This window comes from Rhizobium sp. WYCCWR 11128, from assembly GCF_013416305.1.
GTDB classification, from domain to species: domain Bacteria; phylum Pseudomonadota; class Alphaproteobacteria; order Rhizobiales; family Rhizobiaceae; genus Rhizobium; species Rhizobium indicum.
Genome location: NZ_JACCEZ010000003.1, coordinates 80,594 through 97,171 on the forward strand (window position 1 = coordinate 80,594; position 16,578 = coordinate 97,171).

Here is a 16,578-nt window from a genome sequence, read left to right on the forward strand (position 1 = left end):
TCCTGCCTACAGAGCCGCCCCCGCATCGTCACTCCGCCGCCTCGAGCTTGCCGGCGATGCGGCGCGACTGCCGCGCCTGCTCGTCATATTCGAGCTGCCATTCGCTCGGCCCGTTAGAGGGCGAGACCTGCACCGCCGTTACCTTGTATTCCGGGCAGTTGGTCGCCCAGTCGGAGAAATCGGTGGTGATGACGTTCGCCTGCGTCGTTGGATGATGGAAGGTCGTATAGACGACACCCGGCGCGACGCGATCGGTGATCAGCGCCCTGAGCGTCGTGTCGCCGGAGCGGCTGCCGAGCTTCACCCAGTCGCCGTCGCGAACGCCGCGCTGCTCGGCATCGTGTGGATGGATTTCCAGCCGGTCTTCGGCATGCCAGACGACATTCTCGGTCCGCCGCGTTTGCGCTCCGACATTGTACTGGCTGAGGATGCGGCCGGTTGTCAGCAGCAGCGGGAAGCGCGGACCGGTACGCTCGTCCGTCGCCACGTATTCGGTGCGGATGAACTTGCCCTTGCCGCGCACGAAGCCGTTGACATGCATGATCGGCGAGCCGAGCGGGTTCTTCTCGTTGCAGGGCCACTGCACCGAGCCCATTTTATCGAGATAGTCGTAGGAGACCATGGCAAAACTCGGCGTCGTCGCGGCGATCTCGTCCATGATTTCCGACGGATGGGTGTAATTCCAGTCGAGCGCCATCGCCTGGGCAAGCTTCTGCGTCACTTCCCAGTCGCCATAGCCGTTGCGCGGCGACATCACCTTGCGCACGCGATTGATGCGTCGTTCGGCATTGGTGAAGGTGCCGTCCTTCTCGAGGAAGGTCGAGCCCGGCAGGAAGACATGGGCGTAATTGGCGGTCTCGTTGAGGAACAGATCCTGCACGACGACGCATTCCATCGCCGCAAGCCCGGCCGCGACATGTTTGGTATCGGGATCGGACTGCAGGATGTCTTCGCCCTGAATGTAAATGCCTTTGAAGGAGCCGTCGACTGCCGCATCCAGCATGTTCGGAATACGCAGGCCCGGCTCGTTGTTGAGCTTCACGCCCCAGAGCTTTTCGAAGATATCGCGCGTCGCATCGTCGGAAATGTGCCGGTAGCCCGGCAGTTCGTGCGGGAACGAGCCCATGTCGCAGGAGCCCTGCACATTGTTCTGGCCGCGCAGCGGATTCACACCGACGCCGGGACGGCCGATATTGCCGGTCGCCATCGCCAGATTGGCAATCGCGATCACCGTGGTCGAGCCCTGGCTGTGTTCGGTGACGCCGAGGCCATAATAGATCGCCCCATTGCCGCCCTTGGCATAGAGCCGTGCCGCACCGCGCAGATCCGCCGCCGGCACGCCGGTGAAGATCTCGGTCTCTTCGGGACTGTGCTGCGGTTCGGCGACGAAGGCCGCCCAGTCCTCGAACTCCGACCAGTCGCAGCGCTCGCGGATGAACGCCTCGTCAAAGAGCCCTTCGGTGACGATCACATGCGCCAACGCCGTCATGACCGCGACATTGGTGCCGGGCTTCAGCGGCAGGTGATAGGAGGCCTCGATATGCGGCGAGCGGACGATATCGGTGCGGCGCGGATCGATGACGATGAGCTTGGCGCCCTGGCGCAGCCGCTTCTTCAGCCGCGAGCCGAACACCGGATGTCCGTCGGTCGGATTGGCGCCGATGACGATGACGACGTCGGAATGCTCGACGCTGTCGAAATCCTGCGTGCCCGCCGACGTGCCGAAGGTCTGGCCGAGGCCGTAACCCGTCGGCGAATGGCAGACGCGGGCGCAGGTATCGACATTGTTGTTGCCGAAACCGGCGCGGATCAGCTTCTGCACCAGATACGTTTCCTCATTGGTGCAGCGCGACGAGGTGATGCCGCCAATCGCCTCGCGGCCGTATTGATACTGGATGCGGCGGAACTCCAGCGCCACATGCGCGAAGGCCTCGTCCCAGCTCACTTCCCGCCAGGGATCGCTGACCTTCTCGCGGATCATCGGATTGAGGATGCGGTCCTTATGGGTGGAATAGCCATAGGCGAAGCGGCCCTTGACGCAGGAATGGCCGCGATTGGCCTGACCGTCCTTCCACGGCACCATGCGCACCAGTTCCTCGCCGCGCATTTCCGCCTTGAAAGAACAGCCGACGCCGCAATAGGCGCAGGTGGTCACGGCCGAATGCTCCGGTTGGCCGATCTGGATCACCGACTTCTCCGTCAACGTCGCCGTCGGGCAGGCCTGGACGCAGGCGCCGCAGGAGACGCATTCGGAATCGATGAAATGCTCATGCATGCCGGGCGAAACGCGCGAGCCAAAACCGCGCCCCTCGATCGTCAGCGCGAAGGTTCCCTGTACTTCCTCGCAGGCGCGCACGCAGCGCGAACAGACGATGCACTTAGAAGGATCATAGGTGAAATAGGGATTGGACTCGTCCTTCGGCATCCATTTCAGATTGATGTCGCCATTGCTGCGCGCCTTGACGTGATTGTCGCCCTCATAGCCGTAGCGCACATCGCGCAGGCCGACGGCGCCTGCCATGTCCTGCAATTCGCAATCGCCGTTGGCTGCGCAAGTGAGACAGTCGAGCGGATGGTCGGAAATATAGAGTTCCATCACGCCGCGGCGGATATCCTTCAATCGCCCCGTCTGCGTGTGCACCACCATGTTTGCCGCCACCGGCGTCGTGCAGGAGGAGGGCGTGCCGTTGCGGCCCTCGATCTCGACGAGGCAGAGCCGGCAGGAGCCGAAAGCATCGACCATATCGGTGGCACAGAGCTTCGGCACCTTGATGCCGACCTCCATCGAGGCGCGCATGATCGAGGTGCCCTCCGGCACGCTGATCTGCTGTCCGTCGATGGTGAGCGTCACCATGGCCTCGGATTTCGAAGCGGGGGTGCCGTAGTCGATTTCATGGATGAGAGACATGATGGGTCTCCTTGCTTGAGATGGTGAGGTCAGCGCAGGCGTTCCATGAAAAACGCGTCATTCCGCCGCCTCCACCAGAGGTGCCGGCGAAAAATCCTCCGGGAAATGCGTCATGGCGCTCATCACAGGATAGGGTGTGAACCCACCCAGCGCACAGAGCGAGCCGAACTTCATCGTGTTGCAGAGATCGGCAAGCAGCGCCCGGTTCTTCTCCGGCTCGATGCCGTGAGCGATCTTGTCGGCCGTCTCCACGCCGCGCGTCGAGCCGATGCGGCAGGGCGTGCACTTTCCGCAGCTTTCGACGGCGCAGAATTCCATGGCGAAACGCGCCTGCTTCAGCATATCGGCCGTGTCGTCGAAGACGACGATGCCGGCATGGCCGATCAGCCCGTCCTTGGCGGCGAAGGATTCGTAATCGAACGGCGTGTCGAACAGCGCCCGGGGGAAATAAGCGCCGAGCGGTCCACCGACCTGCACGGCCTTGACCGGCCGTCCCGTCGCCGTCCCCCCACCGATCCTGTCGACGATATCTCCGAGCGAAAGACCGAAGGCCGTCTCAAAGAGGCCGCCATATCTGACATTGCCGGCAATCTGCAGCGGGATGGTGCCGCGTGAGCGGCCCATGCCGAAATCGCGATAGAAGGCCGCGCCCTTTTCCATGATGACGGGCACCGAAGCCAGCGAGATCACATTGTTGATGACGGTCGGACAGTTAAACAGCCCCTTATGCGCCGGCAGCGGCGGCTTGGCACGCACGATGCCGCGCTTGCCCTCGAGACTGTTGAGCAGCGCCGTCTCCTCGCCGCAGACATAGGCGCCGGCGCCGGTGCGCACCTCGATATCGAAGGCGCGGCCGGAGCCGAGCACCGATGGTCCGAGAATGCCGGCCTGGCGTGCGATGCCGACAGCCTCGGTCATGACAGCGATCGCATGCGGATATTCCGAACGCGTATAAATGAAGCCCTTGGTCGCCCCGGTCGCGAGCCCTGATATCGCCATGCCCTCGATCAGCACGAAGGGATCGCCCTCCATGATCATCCGGTCGGCAAAGGTGCCGCTGTCGCCCTCATCGGCATTGCAGACGATATATTTGCGTTCGCCGGCGGCATCGAGAACGGTCTTCCACTTGATGCCGGTGGGAAAGCCGGCGCCGCCGCGTCCGCGCAAGCCGGAATCGGTGATTTCCTTGACGATATCGACTGGTGTCATCGAGATGGCGCGGCGAAGGCCGGCAAGACCGCCATGCGCCTCGTAATCGCCAAGCGAAAGCGGATCGGTGACGCCACAGCGGGCGAAGGTCAGGCGGGTCTGTTCCTTGAGGAACGGGAGGTCTTCAACCTCCCCGAGACAGAGCCGATGCTCGCCTCCATCAATCATCCCGGCATCGAACAGATCAGGCACATCCTTCGCCTTCACCGACCCGTAGCCGATGCGCTTGCCGGCAACCTCGACCTCCACCAGCGGCTCCAGCCAGAACATTCCGCGCGAGCCGTTGCGCACGATCTCGGCATCGAAGCCGCGGGCGGCGATCTCCTGGGCAATCGCCTTTGCCACCTTTTCGGCCCCGAGCGCCAGCGCTGCGGCATCGCGCGGAACATATATCCTGACCGTCATCGGCGTGCCTCCGCGACGAGTTCCGCCGCCGTCTGATCGTCGACCCGGCCATAGACCTCGCCGTCGAGCATAACTGCCGGCGCGCAGGCGCAGAGCCCGAGACAGTAGACCGGCTCCAGCGTCACGCCGCCATCGAGCGTCGTTTGATGAAAATCGATGCCGAGCAGCGCCTTGACGCGTTCAGCCAGCGCATCGCCGCCCATCGACTGACAGGCTTCGGCGCGACAGAGCTTCAGCACATGCCGGCCGGCGGGATGGTCGCGATAATCGTGATAGAAGGTCACCACGCCATGCACCTCAGCGCGGGAGAGGTTCAATTCCTCCGCGATAACAGGCATGGCTTCCTGCGGCACGTAGCCAAATTCTTGCTGAACCTCGTGCAGAATGGGAAGCAGCGGCCCTTCGAGAAAGCGAAGATCGGCGACGATGGCTCGGGTGCGTGCTGCAATATCGCCTTCGGCGATATGAATGGTCATAAGGCAGCCCTCCCAGCCGCTTGCTCGTTGCGGAATAGCGGGCCTCCCCCCGGCCGAGTGCTATTCTGCAACCACCATCTCAGGGAAGCAGCCGGCGATCAATAAAGCTATCTCGTTGCTTGATAGGTTTTCTCTATCAAAGTTCTTCATCTTGCACGAGCACTCTGGCTTCATGCAGCAAGGCCGAGACAAGCGGCGTGAAGGGCTCGCGATAAGGCGCAACAAGGCCGACCAGATGATGCGCCTCCGGCTCGACGATCGGGATCATGCGGATTTCCACTGGAAATCCGAAGGATTTGGCGACGTTGCGCGGCATGATGCTCGCCCAGCGTCCAGTCCTGACATGCGAGAACAACACAATCATCGAGTTCGATTCGAGCGTCGGATGCGCGGTGGCGCCTGCTTCCGTCAAGTGGCGGTTGATGATCCGGCGGTTCTGCATGTCGGCAGTCAATAGACAAAGCCGAAGGTCGCCGATCTCCCGCCAGGTCACGTTGTCGCGATCAGATAGCGGGCTGCCGGCAGCCGTGATCAGATTATAGCGCTCGGCATAAAGGGGAACGGTCGTGACGCGGCCGAGCGGCTCGTTTTCGAGATAGGTGATGCCGGCATCGATTTCGAGGTTTTCGAGCATGCTCAGCACCTGCAGAGAATTCCGCGAGACGATCGAGAAGGTCACGCCGGGATGGCGCTCCTGAAAGGGCGTGGTGATGCGCGACAGCATGGCAAGTGCGGTCGGAATGGCGGCGAGCCGAATGTGGCCGGAAAGGCCGCGGCGCGCGGCGCGCATCTCCTCGCGCATCGTGCGGGCATCGCCGACGATGCGCCGGGCCCATTCGAGCACGCGCTGCCCCTCCGGCGTCAGCCCCTGGAACCGCGAACCGCGCTGCACCAGCATGACGCCGAGCTGATCCTCGAGCTGCCGGATGGCGGCCGAAAGTGTCGGCTGCGAGATCCCGCACTCCTCCGCGGCGCGGCCAAAATGCTTTTCATTGGCAAGGGCGATGAAGAATTCCAGCTTGTCGATCATCCGGTCTCCCGATCCGGCGTGACATCGTCCGGGTCAGTTTATCTTCGACGCAGCAGCCGTGCTCCGCAAGGGCGATCTCTAGATTAGGATGATTTTAGGCCCGATCGGCCTAAAATCTGAATCCTGATCTAAATCAAAGAAATAGAGCATGATGTCGTCCGAAAACCGCGCACACTTTTCGGCATCATGCTCTAGCTGTTTTCTGCAGCCGGGAAAAGATCGAACACCGATTCGAGGAAGGCAAGCACGCTGACATTGCCGATGCTGTAATAGACCAGCCTGCCCTGGCGGCGCGTATGGACCAGGCCTTCGAGCCTTAACCGCGCCAGCTGCTGCGAAACCATTGCCTGCTGGATGCCGAGGATACTTTCGATCTCACCCACCGTGCGCTCCTCGTTCGTCAATATGCAGAGGATCAGAAGTCGGGTCGGGTGCGCTAGCGCTTTCAGCAGATCGCTCGCTTCATGGGCTTTTCCAGCGAGTTTGTGCAATTCCTGGCCGGACATCCCCGGCTCGGGTTTGGGCAAAGGCATACGGTATCTCGGAAGGGAGGCAATGAGTAGATCAGCACAATAGCATATTCGCACAAGCGAATTGGTCAAAAGTGATGAAATGTCAAAAAAAGTCCAAACAAATCAGCAGATAAGCTGACCTCCATTGATCTCGATCACCTGTCCGGTGATGTAGCCCGAGAGCGAGGGAGCGGCCAGGAACAGATAGGCGGGAGCACAATCCTCCGCCGTGCCGAGCCGCTGCAGGGGGATGGATTTTCTCGTCTGCTCCAGCTTTTCGCGCGAGGAATAGCGCTCATGGAAATCCGTCTCGATCGTTCCCGGCGATACGCAATTGACGCGGATGCCGTCCGGTGCAAGCTCGCGGGCAAGCGCCTTGGAATAGGTCGCAACGAAGGCTTTCGAGGCCGAATAGATCGAGGAACCGGGGCTGCCGCCGGTCAACGCCGAAATCGAAACTGTGTTGACGATGGCAGCATCACTAGCCGCCTTCAATGCCGGCAGCAGCGCCCGCGTCAGCGCCACCACCGATGTCTGGTTAAGACGCACGACCGCCTCATATTCTGCATCGGTGAGCGTGGCGGCGGGAAAACGGCCAAGCATGGTGCCGGCATTGTTGACCAGCACATCGACCTTATCGAAGAAGGCGAGAGTATCCTCGGCAAATTGCGCTGCCCCACCGACTGCAGAGAAATCGGCATTAAGCAGCAGCGCCCGTCTTTCGGATTCAGCCGTCAGCAGGAAATCCGGCAGGTCGCGTCCCGGCTTGCGCCCGGTATGGACGATCACCTTCGCGCCGCAGTCCAGGAACTGCCGGGCCACTTCAAGGCCGATGCCGCGGCCGGCGCCGGTCACCACGACATTGCGATTTTCGAACAGTCTGGGATGGAACACGAAGCCGTCCTCCTCGCGGACAGTGCCGCCGGTTGTGTCATTCGCCATTAACATATGAGCGCACCGACTGAAAGAAAGGCGCGTATCGATCTTTCCCGGTGAAAACAGGGGTTAGTTTTCGGTCTCCAGAAGCCGCGCGCCCGGCCCTTCCTTGCCGAGCCGGTCGCAGGGGTTGCGCAACGGACAGCTTTCGATCGACAGGCAGCCGCAGCCGATGCAGCCGGTCAGCCGGTCGCGCAGCAGGCTAAGCCGCCTGATTCGCGCGTCGAGATCATCCTTCCACAGCGCCGACAGCGTCTGCCAGTCGGCGACGGTCGGCGTGCGTCCTTGCGGCAAGGACTCGAACGCCGCCTGGATTTCCGAAAGCGGAATGCCGACACGCTGCGCCACCTTGATGATCCCGAGCCGGCGAAGCACATCGCGCCCATAGCGCCGCTGATTGCCGCGGGAGCGGATGCTCGAGATCAGCCCCTTGGTCTCGTAAAAATGCAGCGCCGAGACGGCGAGGCCGCTGCGCTCCGCCACTTCGCCAACCGTCAGGAGCTTGCCGAGCGGCGCTGCCGGAATTGTATCCATCACCTCTTGACCTCAAGAATAGTTGAGGTTTTATAACCCTTGCTCCCGCAATCGTAAAGTTCAATCGCAACAAGGAGCGACGCATGCAAACACCAGATGATGGCGAGGGCTGGAATGGTGGATACGGGCGCTTGTTACCGCCCGCAGCAATCGTCCCTATGCCGACATAGAGTGCCGCGCGTCTTTTCAGACGCGCTAAAGACGCTCTATCACTTTGAATCTACGCATAATCCTTTCCGAAAACCGATTCCGATTTTCGGGGTTATGCGCTAGCCGCCTGAGGCAGGAAGCTCCGGTTCCGTTCCCGGCAGGTACGGAACCGTTGGGAACACCCGGACAGGACCTCCGTCCGGGTGTTTCCCGTCACATCAGGCTCATTCCGACCGCACGGACGGGTTCGCAATTTTGCGGTTGCGGGGAGAAACCCCCGGTGATAGTTTCCGCGCAAATAACAGGGGAGCTCCGTATTGCCGGGGCTGAGATGTGAGGCGCAAGCCTCTGGACCCTTCAAAGCTGATCTGGGTAATGCCAGCGGAGCGAGGTTCAGATGTTCTCAGGCGCACAAGTGTCACTCTATCCGATGTCCGGCAATTTCGTCGGCATCATTCTCGATGCCGTCAAGGCGCTAGATCCCTATCGCGACCGGCTGCGCATCGAGACCGATGACATCTCCACACTGCTGGTCGGCCCGCCTGACATTCTCTTCGCCGCCATGCACGATCTTTTCATCGCCGCCGCAAAGACCGGCGAGCATTGCGTGCTGTCCGCTGCCGTTTCACGCGGCTGCCCCGGCGAACCCGACGACGCCATCTGCGGCATCAACCCCTCCCTCGGCCAGGCGGAGCCGCTTGCCGAGCGCATAACAGCCGCACTTGCCGCCGTTGACATCACCGCCGAAACCGGACAGCCGACCGCTGCGCAATTCTCGCTCTACGTCATGGGAACTGGTACCCATATGGACGAGATCTATGGCTGCATCGACTTCCTGAAGCGCTCCGGCACCTTCGACCGTGCCAAGAATTTCTGCACCAGGCTCTCTGGCGATGCCGGCGCGGTCTTCACCACCATTCGTGAGGCCTTCTTTCGCTTCGGCGAACCCGAAGGGCATGTGACCCTCGACATCACGGTGTCGGCCAATACAGCGCCGCGCGTCTTTTAAGACGCGCAAAGGACGCTGTAACACTTTAAATTGCTGCATAATTTTATCCTTAAATCGATTCCGATTTAAGGAATTATGCGGTGCCCGACGAAAGCTTGAAATCGAACGCTGATGACACCGTCAAAACCATCGGATTCGCGACTTGCCGCGCTCCGCTCCGCTCTCTACCGGGGCATACCCGCCTTGCTCGCCGGCTGCGCCTTCTTGGCGGCATGGGAACTCTATGTCGATCTATCCGGCATCAAACCGTCCATCCTGCCGGCACCTTCGCGCATCGTCATCCAGGGCTGGCTGAACCGCGAGTCACTGATATCAAACACCTGGCCGACGCTCGGCGCGACACTCGGTGGTTTCGCCCTGTCGCTTGCCTTCGCCTTCGCCGCCTCGATCCTCATGGATTTCGTGCCTTTCATGCGCCGGGCATTGCTGCCGATCTTCATCGCCAGCCAGACCCTGCCGCTGGTGGCGATCGCCCCCCTCGTCGTCCTCTGGTTCGGCTTCGGCCTGTTGCCGAAGATCCTGCTGGTGGCGCTCGTCACCTTCTTCCCGCTGCTCGTCGCCTTGCTGCAGGGCTATGAATCGACCGATCGCGACATCGCCGAATTGCTGAATTCGATGAAGGCGAGCCGCTGGCGTATTTTCCGCCTGGCACGGCTTCCCTCCTCGCTGCCCTATTTCTTCGCCGGCCTGCGGATCTCGATCACCTATGCCGTCGTCGGCGCGATCTTTGCCGAATATGCCGGTGCCGCCCGCGGCCTCGGGATCTATATCCTCAACGCCAAGAACAACTTCCGCCCCGATCTCGTGCTCGCCGCCGTCGTCGTCAGCGCCGTGCTGACACTCTGCCTCTTCGGAGCGACGCTATTGATCCAGCGCCTCGTCATGCCCTGGCAACAATCCGGGGAGCTGCGCCGATGAGCGATGCAATGGTTGAACTGCACAACATCTCGAAGTCATTCGACGGCATGAAGGTGCTGGGCGATATTTCACTCGCTGTCGAAAGCGGCGAGTTCGTTTCGATCGTCGGCCCATCCGGCTCCGGAAAATCGACGGTACTGAGATTGCTGACACAGGCGCTTCGGCCCGATTCCGGCACCATGCTTTTCAAGGGCGCGCCGCTGGAACAGGCGCCGCATTCCTTCGCCTTCATGCCGCAGCGCGATGCGCTGATGCCCTGGCGCCGGATCATCGACAATGCCGCACTCGGTCTCGAGGTGCGCGGCATGAGCCGCCGCGCGGCCCGCGCCGCCGTCGCGCCACTGTTCGAGCGCTTCGGCCTCGCAGGCTTCGAGCATCACTATCCCTCCGAACTGTCAGGCGGCATGCGCCAGCGCGCCGCGCTGCTGCGCACCGTCGTCCAGACCCAGGACATGTTGCTGCTCGACGAGCCTTTCGGCGCCCTCGACGCGCTGACGCGCACGCAGATCCAGGAATGGCTGCAGGGCATGTGGACCGAACACCGTTGGACGGCACTGCTGATCACCCATGATGTTCGCGAGGCCGTGTTCCTTTCCGACCGGATCTACGTGCTCTCGGCCCGTCCGGCGCGTATTATCCGCGAATTCCGCGTTCCCCTGCCCCGTCCGAGAAGCATTGCCGATCTCGGCTCGCCGGCGGCCCAGGCGATCGAAACCGAAATCCTGCAAACCCTGCTTCATCCGCTAGAACAGGATGATTTTAGACCGGTCGGGCTAAAATCTGAATCCTGTTCTAAGTTAAAGAGTTAGAGCATGATGTCGTCCGAAAACCGCTCACACTTTTCGGCATCATGCTCTAGAGACCTGAGGAGGTCACCATGCTGCTTCTCACCCGTCGCCAGACGATCTTCGCCGCCATCGCGGCAAGCCTCGCCGGCCACCCCGCCTTCGCCCAATCGGCGCCCGCAAAGGTTCGCATCGCGCTCGACTGGACGCCCAACACCAACCATATCGGCATCTATGTCGCCAAGGCGAAGGGCTTCTATGCCGATGCCGGGCTCGATGTCGAGATTCTTCCCTTCACCGATACCAGCGCCGGAACGCTGGTGTCGAACGGCGTTGCCGATTTCGGCATCAGCAGCGAGATCGAGACCCTGACGCAGCGCGCTGGCGGCGGTGACGTGAAGATGGTCTACGGCGTCGTCCAGACGGAAACCGCACGCCTGATCTTCAAGGGCGGACGCGACGACATCAAGAGCCCGAAAGACCTCGACGGCAAGACCTATGGCGGCTTTGGCGGCACCTGGGAGAGCGCGCTGATCTCCGCGATGATCCGCAATGACGGCGGCAAAGGCGACGTCAAGACCGTCACCCTCGGCACCTCCGCTTACGAGGCGCTGGACAATGGCTCGATCGATTTCACGCTGGAGATCTACACCTGGGAAGGCATCGCTGCCGAACTGGAAAACCGGAAGATCGGCCGCTTCCACTATTCCGATTATGGCATTCCCGATGAGCAGACGACGGTCATCGTCTCCAGCGACGCCTATCTCTCCGCAAGCCGGGAACACGCCCGCGCCTTCATCCAGGCGACACGAAAGGGTTATACCTACTCCGTCGACCATCCCGACGAAGCCTGCGACCTGCTGATCTCTGGAAGCAACGGCGCACTGATGAATACGGAACTGGTAAAGGCTTCTCAGAAGGCATTGATCGAGGGGCACTTCCTGAAATCCGAAGCCGGTGTGATCGGTAAGCTCGACCCGGCAAAAGCCGAGGCCCTCGGCAGCTTCCTGATGGAGAACGGTATTCTGGTCGATGCGAATGGCGCCGCACTCAAGGAGAAGCCGGACTTTTCCACCTATTATACCAACGAACTTCTCGACTGAGCCCAACGCCTGCCTTGCCCGTCGCGGCTTTCCGCTGCAAAATCCTAGATACGGATTCAGATCTTAGGCCGGATCGGCTTAAGGTCCGAATCCGTATCTAAATCAAAGAAGTAGAGCATGATGTCGTCCGGAAACCACTCACACTTTTCGGCATCATGCTCTGGGCAAGGTGGGGAGGCAGGATGCGACTACAAGAGAGACTGGCCGGAGCGGACTTTCTGCGCGCGACGGCCTGTCTGCTGGTGCTCGCCCACCACTTCGCGCTGCGGCTGGATATGCGCAGAATCCCTGATGAACTCGGACCGACCGCAAACATCCTCCGCTTCGGCAATTTCGGCGTCGCCATCTTCTTCGTCCTCAGCGGCTTCCTTCTTGCCCATCCCTTCTGGCGCGCGCTCGACGCGGGCAGCGACATGCCGAGCCTGCGGCATTATACGATCCGCAGGATGGCGCGCATCGCTCCGGGCTTCTGGTTCGCCGCCACCACCGGCTTCGCCCTCAGCCTGACGCTGCTTGCCCTGCCGCTGACGCCTGAGCTTGTGCTCCGCTACGTCTCCGGGCTGCTGTTCATGAGCCAGTGGCATTGGCGCACCTTGTTTCCTGTCGAAGCCGACGGGCCGCTCTGGTCCATTCCCTTCGAGGTCACCAGCTATGTGCTCCTGCCGGTCTGCTTTCTCCTGCTGTTTCGTTTGCCATTCCTCAGGCAGCGCCCATTGCTTACCCGCTTCGCTTGGCTTTGCGTCATCACGGGCGTACTCCTCGCCCATGTGCTGATCCTGACCCTCTTTCCGCTCGACGACATCGAACGCGGCTGGCAGTACGGCCTGCAGGGCGGGGCGAAGGAATGGATGCCGAGATATAACCCGATCGGCTTCTTCGCCGTCTTCGCGCTCGGCGCGCTTGCCGCCGGCGTCGAGGTCATGCTGCCAAGAAGGCGCTCCTCCTGGTTCGATGCCGCAGCGCTCCTCGGCCTCGCCATTGCCGCCTACCGCCTCGTCATATCGCCCGGCGGCTCTGCCGAAGCTTACGGCTGGCTCGAAATCCCCTACGGTTTTCCGGTCTTTCCGCTGGCGGTCGCAACGGCGCTCGTTTCGCTCAGCCATTCGCAACACCTGGGCAGGCTGCTCGACAACGCTCCTGTCCGCTATATCGCAAAGATCTCCTTCGGCATCTATATTTGGCAGGAGATCATTCTGATATTGATCCAGAGGCTCGACCCGGGTTCGTTCGGCGTTTCCTCGGAAAATGTCGTTACCGGCTGGCTGCAGTCTTGCGGATTGGCGGCAGCGCTCATCCTTCTGGTCGCAACCCTCAGCTACTTCCTGCTGGAAAAACCGGCGATCGATTTCGGCAACCGGCTGACATCTCGTCAACCCAATCGGGCTACTCCTTTCAAAGTATAAATTTCCCGTAAGCGCAACTACAGGCGTTAAGGTTAACGCGGAATACTCCCATTTTTGGCATCTTTAGGGTTATCAAATTCTTATTTATACCGATGACAAACGATACGTGACCATGTATTTGTCTCCATGTTGTTCAGTATCGCATCTAAACTTGTGGACCTTGCGTAATGAATGCTTTTACTTCGAAGACGAATCCACGCTTCGATCCGTCTCAGCGTCAGGACAAAACCAAGACCCTGGTTATAGCGAACTCCAACGTTCGCCAGCCGGATAGCTTTTCCCTTATCGAAAGAAAGATGGCTGTGCGGCTCAGCGTGAAGCGGTTGATCGACATCGTCGCCTCACTCAGCGCCCTCATCGTGCTGGCGCCGCTTTTTCTGGCAATCGCTCTTTTCATCAAACTCGACGATGGCGGTCCGGTGTTTTTCCGGCAGATCCGCTGGGGGCTGAACGGCCGGAAGATCACGGTCTTCAAGTTCCGGTCGATGCGCGCGGAAGCTTGCGATCCCAGCGGCATTCAACAGACCGTCAAGGGCGACAGCCGGGTGACAGGCGTCGGCGCGCTGCTGCGCAAGACCAATATCGACGAGCTGCCGCAGCTTTTCAACGTTCTCAGGGGTGAGATGTCGTTGGTCGGCCCGCGCTGCCACGCCATCAATATGCGGGCAGCCGGCCGGCTCTACGAGGAATTGGTGCCGGACTACCACCACCGCCACATCATGCGCCCCGGCATCACCGGCCTTGCGCAGACGCGCGGCTGGCGCGGCCCGACGGCGCGGCCGCTGGCAGCCCGCGCTCGCATCGCCTGCGATATCTATTATGTCAGGAATTTCAGCCTGCTGCTCGACGTGAAGATCCTGTTCAAGACGGTCGTCATCGAGCTGCGCGGCGGCACCGGTTTCTGAGACGATCCGGCATCACTGCCAGAGGTAGGCGACCCCTGCAGCGTCACGCGTCTTTTCAGACGCCCAAAGGTCGCATTAGCCCTTTGAATTGCTGCGGCCGCGTCTTAATTTCAACTCGGCCGATAGCGCTGTTTTCCGTACATCGACAGATAAAGGCAGAAACAAAAAAGCGGCCATCGCGGCCGCTTTTCATGGATCTTACCGATTGTAATCAATCCTGTTGAACGACGCCGCGCAGGTGCGTCAGTTCCATGATGAAGTGTTCGAGCTTCGACTTGTGCTCGTGCAGCTCGGCATGTTCGAGTTCCTTACGGGCGGCCTCGATGCGGCGCGTCAGTTCGTCCTTGTGGAGTTCCTCGACCGGAACTGCGGATTCGGCGAGCAATGTGCAGCCGGTCGGCAGGATATCGGCAAAACCGCCGAACACGACGTAGTCCTGCTTCTTGCCGGAGGCAGAACGCACGCTCACGACACCCGGCTTGATCGTCGTCATCGTCGGCGCATGGTTTGCCATGACCGTCATCTCGCCTTCAGTCGCGGGGATGACGACCTCGGTCACCATCTCCGACAGCAGCAGACGCTCCGGCGAAACGAGCTCAAAGTTGAAATTGTCAGCCATCAGTGACTTACCTTCTCGGCTATGGCTTTCGCATCTTGCAATTTAGTCCCGCAGAACGGGCAGTGCATTATCGCTTGGTCGAGATAACCGAGACCTTCCTCGCTCTGGACCAGCCCCACCACCATCATCAGCACGCCATTATCGGCGCGATAGACGGTCGGCGCTGCCGGTTCCGGAAGACCCGCCACGACCCCTTTCAGGGAGTCGCAGCAGAATATCTCGTCTAGCGCATCGCTCATTAAGCAGCTGCGAGCTTCTTGGCCTTTTCGACCGCTTCTTCCATCGAGCCGACCATGTAGAAGGCAGCTTCCGGCAGGTGATCGTATTCGCCGTTGACGAGGCCCTTGAAGCCCTTGATCGTGTCTTCGAGAGCAACCAGCTTGCCCGGCGAGCCGGTGAAGACTTCGGCGACGAAGAACGGCTGCGACAGGAAGCGCTCGATCTTGCGGGCGCGGGCGACAGCAATCTTGTCCTCTTCGGACAGTTCGTCCATGCCAAGGATCGCGATGATGTCCTGCAGGGCCTTGTAGCGCTGCAGCGTCGACTGGACCTTACGGGCGACGTCGTAATGTTCTTCACCGACGACCAGCGGATCGAGCATGCGCGACGTGGAGTCGAGCGGATCGACCGCCGGGTAGATGCCCTTTTCAGCGATCGAGCGCGACAGAACCGTCGTTGCGTCAAGGTGAGCGAACGAGGTTGCCGGCGCCGGGTCGGTCAAGTCGTCGGCCGGAACGTAGATGGCCTGAACCGAGGTGATCGAGCCGGTCGTCGTCGTGGTGATGCGCTCCTGCATCTGGCCCATGTCGGTTGCGAGCGTCGGTTGATAGCCGACGGCCGACGGGATGCGGCCGAGCAGAGCCGACACTTCGGAACCTGCCTGCGTGAAGCGGAAGATGTTGTCGACGAAGAACAGAACGTCCTGGCCCTGGTCGCGGAAGTGTTCGGCGACCGTCAGGCCGGTCAGAGCAACGCGGGCGCGGGCGCCCGGCGGTTCGTTCATCTGACCGTAAACCAGCGCCGCCTTCGAGCCCTCGCCGCCGCCATGCTTGTTGACGTTCGATTCGATCATTTCATGGTAGAGGTCGTTGCCTTCGCGGGTGCGTTCACCGACGCCTGCGAAAACCGAATAACCACCATGCGCCTTGGCGACGTTGTTGATCAATTCCATGATCAGAACGGTCTTGCCGACGCCGGCGCCGCCGAAGAGGCCGATCTTGCCGCCGCGCGCATAGGGAGCCAGAAGATCGACGACCTTGATGCCGGTCACCAGAATCTGCGATTCCGTCGACTGCTCGACATAGGACGGCGCCTCTTGGTGGATGGAGCGCTTGTGAGCGGTAACCAGCGGACCGGCTTCGTCGACCGGCTCACCGATGACGTTCATGATGCGGCCGAGCGTCTCGTTGCCGACCGGAACCATGATCGGAGCGCCGGTATCGGCGACTTCCTGGCCGCGAACGAGACCTTCGCTCGAGTCCATCGCGATGGTACGGACGACGTTTTCGCCAAGGTGCTGCGCAACTTCGAGAACCAGGCGGTTGCCGTTGTTGCTGGTTTCCAGCGCGTTCAGGATCTTCGGCAGTTCGCCTTCGAATGCAACGTCGACGACGGCGCCGATAACCTGGGTGACTCTGCCGACAGAGCCGATCTTGGGGGTAGCTGCCTCAGCCATT

At 61.0% G+C, this 16,578-nt stretch carries 16 protein-coding genes, 1 pseudogene and 1 riboswitch; of the genes and pseudogenes, 7 read left to right on the plus strand and 10 right to left on the minus strand.

The window, feature by feature from the left end; all coding sequences use genetic code 11:
• Positions 1 to 28: 28 nt before the first annotated feature.
• The 7 genes from fdhF to soxR form a co-directional block, all read right to left on the minus strand.
• Positions 29 to 2,908: a formate dehydrogenase subunit alpha gene (fdhF, locus tag HX898_RS12765; protein ID WP_138389526.1), complete on the minus strand. Its 2,880-nt coding sequence runs from the start codon at positions 2,906 to 2,908 to the stop codon at positions 29 to 31.
• A 57-nt stretch (positions 2,909 to 2,965) separates the two neighbouring features.
• Positions 2,966 to 4,522: an NADH-quinone oxidoreductase subunit NuoF gene (locus HX898_RS12770; protein ID WP_180194807.1), complete on the minus strand. Its 1,557-nt coding sequence runs from the start codon at positions 4,520 to 4,522 to the stop codon at positions 2,966 to 2,968.
• Entirely contained in the window at positions 4,519 to 4,998 is a 480-nt protein-coding gene (locus HX898_RS12775) for a formate dehydrogenase subunit gamma (protein ID WP_138389524.1), read from the minus strand. Before HX898_RS12775 ends, HX898_RS12770 begins: the two co-directional genes overlap by 4 nt.
• Positions 4,999 to 5,134: 136 nt before the next feature.
• Positions 5,135 to 6,028: a LysR family transcriptional regulator gene (locus HX898_RS12780; RefSeq protein WP_003543441.1), complete on the minus strand. Its 894-nt coding sequence runs from the start codon at positions 6,026 to 6,028 to the stop codon at positions 5,135 to 5,137.
• 191 nt (positions 6,029 to 6,219) lie between these two features.
• The gene (locus HX898_RS12785; protein WP_138389523.1) at positions 6,220 to 6,561 is read right to left on the minus strand and encodes a metalloregulator ArsR/SmtB family transcription factor; all 342 of its coding nucleotides are present in this window, start codon (positions 6,559 to 6,561) and stop codon (positions 6,220 to 6,222) included.
• A 102-nt stretch (positions 6,562 to 6,663) separates the two neighbouring features.
• On the minus strand, positions 6,664 to 7,434 hold the full coding sequence (locus tag HX898_RS12790) for an SDR family oxidoreductase (RefSeq protein WP_138389582.1): 771 nt from the start codon (positions 7,432 to 7,434) through the stop codon (positions 6,664 to 6,666).
• 111 nt (positions 7,435 to 7,545) lie between these two features.
• Entirely contained in the window at positions 7,546 to 8,010 is a 465-nt protein-coding gene (gene soxR / locus HX898_RS12795; RefSeq protein ID WP_017962353.1) for a redox-sensitive transcriptional activator SoxR, read from the minus strand.
• A 109-nt stretch (positions 8,011 to 8,119) separates the two neighbouring features.
• Between soxR and HX898_RS33535 the strand changes: the two are divergent.
• The 7 genes and pseudogenes from HX898_RS33535 to HX898_RS12825 all read left to right on the plus strand — a co-directional run.
• Positions 8,120 to 8,209 (plus strand): annotated as a pseudogene (locus HX898_RS33535) (FMN reductase); the annotation flags it as partial.
• A 244-nt stretch (positions 8,210 to 8,453) separates the two neighbouring features.
• A riboswitch (TPP riboswitch) is annotated at positions 8,454 to 8,567 on the plus strand.
• The gene (locus tag HX898_RS12800) at positions 8,558 to 9,169 is read left to right on the plus strand and encodes a YkoF family thiamine/hydroxymethylpyrimidine-binding protein (RefSeq protein WP_180194808.1); all 612 of its coding nucleotides are present in this window, start codon (positions 8,558 to 8,560) and stop codon (positions 9,167 to 9,169) included. (Overlaps the previous riboswitch by 10 nt.)
• Positions 9,170 to 9,280: 111 nt before the next feature.
• A complete protein-coding gene (locus tag HX898_RS12805; RefSeq protein ID WP_138331745.1) occupies positions 9,281 to 10,087 on the plus strand; it encodes an ABC transporter permease in 807 nt (268 codons plus the stop codon).
• Positions 10,084 to 10,896 (plus strand): ABC transporter ATP-binding protein, encoded by an 813-nt coding sequence (locus tag HX898_RS12810; protein ID WP_138331746.1) that lies wholly within the window; start codon positions 10,084 to 10,086, stop codon positions 10,894 to 10,896. Before HX898_RS12805 ends, HX898_RS12810 begins: the two co-directional genes overlap by 4 nt.
• Before the next feature lie 68 nt (positions 10,897 to 10,964).
• Positions 10,965 to 11,975, plus strand: a complete 1,011-nt coding sequence (locus HX898_RS12815; RefSeq protein WP_138331747.1) for an ABC transporter substrate-binding protein — start codon at positions 10,965 to 10,967, stop codon at positions 11,973 to 11,975.
• 182 nt (positions 11,976 to 12,157) lie between these two features.
• Positions 12,158 to 13,378, plus strand: a complete 1,221-nt coding sequence (locus tag HX898_RS12820) for an acyltransferase (RefSeq protein WP_138331748.1) — start codon at positions 12,158 to 12,160, stop codon at positions 13,376 to 13,378.
• 167 nt (positions 13,379 to 13,545) lie between these two features.
• Entirely contained in the window at positions 13,546 to 14,283 is a 738-nt protein-coding gene (locus HX898_RS12825; RefSeq protein ID WP_138331749.1) for a sugar transferase, read from the plus strand.
• A 211-nt stretch (positions 14,284 to 14,494) separates the two neighbouring features.
• On the opposite strand, the gene HX898_RS12830 is transcribed toward HX898_RS12825, so the two are convergent.
• Genes HX898_RS12830 through atpD form a run of 3 tightly spaced genes read right to left on the minus strand, consistent with a single transcriptional unit; the run spans position 14,495 to position 16,577 of the window.
• On the minus strand, positions 14,495 to 14,902 hold the full coding sequence (locus HX898_RS12830; RefSeq protein WP_012759246.1) for a F0F1 ATP synthase subunit epsilon: 408 nt from the start codon (positions 14,900 to 14,902) through the stop codon (positions 14,495 to 14,497).
• Positions 14,902 to 15,141 (minus strand): hypothetical protein, encoded by a 240-nt coding sequence (locus HX898_RS12835; protein WP_180194809.1) that lies wholly within the window; start codon positions 15,139 to 15,141, stop codon positions 14,902 to 14,904. Before HX898_RS12835 ends, HX898_RS12830 begins: the two co-directional genes overlap by 1 nt.
• Positions 15,141 to 16,577, minus strand: a complete 1,437-nt coding sequence (gene atpD / locus HX898_RS12840) for a F0F1 ATP synthase subunit beta (RefSeq protein ID WP_017995355.1) — start codon at positions 16,575 to 16,577, stop codon at positions 15,141 to 15,143. The genes HX898_RS12835 and atpD overlap by 1 nt, the downstream gene beginning before the upstream one ends.
• Position 16,578: the final 1 nt, after the last annotated feature.